The organism is Vibrio sp. M250220 (assembly GCF_036533795.1).
Lineage (GTDB): Bacteria > Pseudomonadota > Gammaproteobacteria > Enterobacterales > Vibrionaceae > Vibrio.
In genome coordinates this window covers 1-1653 of the sequence record NZ_JATABI010000125.1, presented here as the reverse complement: position 1 = coordinate 1653, position 1653 = coordinate 1, and the positions used below count along the sequence as shown (strand labels likewise).

The 1653-nt window shown below is 41.7% G+C and carries 1 protein-coding gene and 1 pseudogene; both read right to left on the bottom strand.

Translation table 11 applies throughout. The features are described from left to right. Positions 1 to 990 (bottom strand): tetratricopeptide repeat protein (locus tag QTN94_RS19830; protein ID WP_331428634.1); only part of this gene is annotated, 990 nt, incomplete at its 3' end. A 3-nt stretch (positions 991 to 993) separates the two neighbouring features. Further along, positions 994 to 1653 (bottom strand): annotated as a pseudogene (locus tag QTN94_RS19825) (LysM domain-containing protein); the annotation flags it as partial.

The following is a 1653-nucleotide window of genomic DNA, read 5'->3' as shown; positions in this document are numbered from 1 at the left end:
CTCTAAAGACGTTTCATCTAAGAACATGTTTGGCGTAATGTCTTTAACAAACTCTGCCACTTGCTTGTCTAATTCAGCTTGTTCTTCTTTAGTGATGAGTACTTCAAACACCGGCCTACCATTTTCATCAACGACAGGGCGCTGATCTTTTACGCGCATCCTTTCGGTAATTCTTAAGTCGTCTTCTTTCTCGCCGCCTAAAGCTCCCGATATCTTATTGTAGTAATAGGCTTTCTTAACGTCTGGGTGAATAATTATGTTACCTTTACTGTCCTTCTCACCTTGTGAATAACTATAATAAAACACTAAAGCAGCATCAGCGTAACCCAATTTGATTGCTTTGTTGTTCCATTTGAAAGCCTCGTCCAATGTCTCTGGCTCTAAGAGATAATAATATAAAGACTGCATCGCAGGGGCGTAGCCTTGGTTGGCTGCGAGTTTTAGGTATTTTATTTTTTCTTCAGTCGATTCCCAAACCACGCTAGAATTTAAAAACCGATACCCACCATTAGGTATAGCTTTGGAGTATATTTCCCTATATTTCTTATATTTATAGATGGGGACTATTTCCCACCAAGGTTTACCTCGTAGAATTAGTTGGTACATTGCTTTTCCATTCCCTTGGGATGCTTGTTTTTCCCATTGGGGAATGGCTTTATCTGTCCAAGCTTCATCACATGGCCATCCAAGATACTTACAAGGACTATTGCCATTTCCCGCCAATACGTCCATAGCCCAAGGGTCGCCCATCTGGGCGGCTTTTAAAAAGGTCTGCCCCGCTTCGAACTGTTGGCGGTTTTTATACTGTGTGACACCTAGCCAGTAAGTCGCGTACGCACTGCCTTGGTCTGATAGTTGTTGAAAAATCTGCTCGGCTTGTGGGTACTGTTTTTGGTTAAACAGTCGGATCCCTTGTTCAACAGGTGTCATTGCCCACACGTTGCTGCTGCAAACGACGAGGAAAATAAAGATTGATACACATTTTTTCATGGTTTATCTCTCTGGTAACCAATTACTTAGTTGATAGCCGCGCAACTTAAATTTCTCTAGTTGTTCACTATCTTTCTCTCGGAGCACTGCATATTCCGCTTTCATTCGCGCTCGGGCTGGGTACGTTTTTTCAAGGATAAGATTATCTTGTGTCAACCAGAACATATTCTCGCAGAATTTGGCATAATCTTTACTTAGTGTTCTTATATATTTGCTTTTGTCTTTATCATTTGGGTTTTCATAAGGCTGTGAAAAGGCTTGAGTAAAAAAATCCCGTAAGTTGATGACATTTTTGGTGTAGCGTTGCCATTGCTCTGCTTTATTAAGCTCAGTGGGGTGCGCTAAGCCCATACGTTGCAAGGCATTTTCAAAGCGCTTGATTTGCCCTGTATCGGCTCGGTTTGCTCCTAGCCAATTGAGTATTTGATTGATCGCTTTGCGCTGATTTTGATTCCTGGTTGCAGCGATATTTCTGCTCTCATTAAAACTTTCACCCCAGCCAATACTTGGAATATCATTATAATGAATTAACACCGACAATAACTTAGCCAATGTTTCCGCTGGCATATTGGTGATCCACTGCTGATTTTCTTGTTGGTGCTCTTTCGAAAGCAAAAAGTTAGCAACAAAGTAGGCACTTTCTTGGTCGGTGGCTTGCTTCTC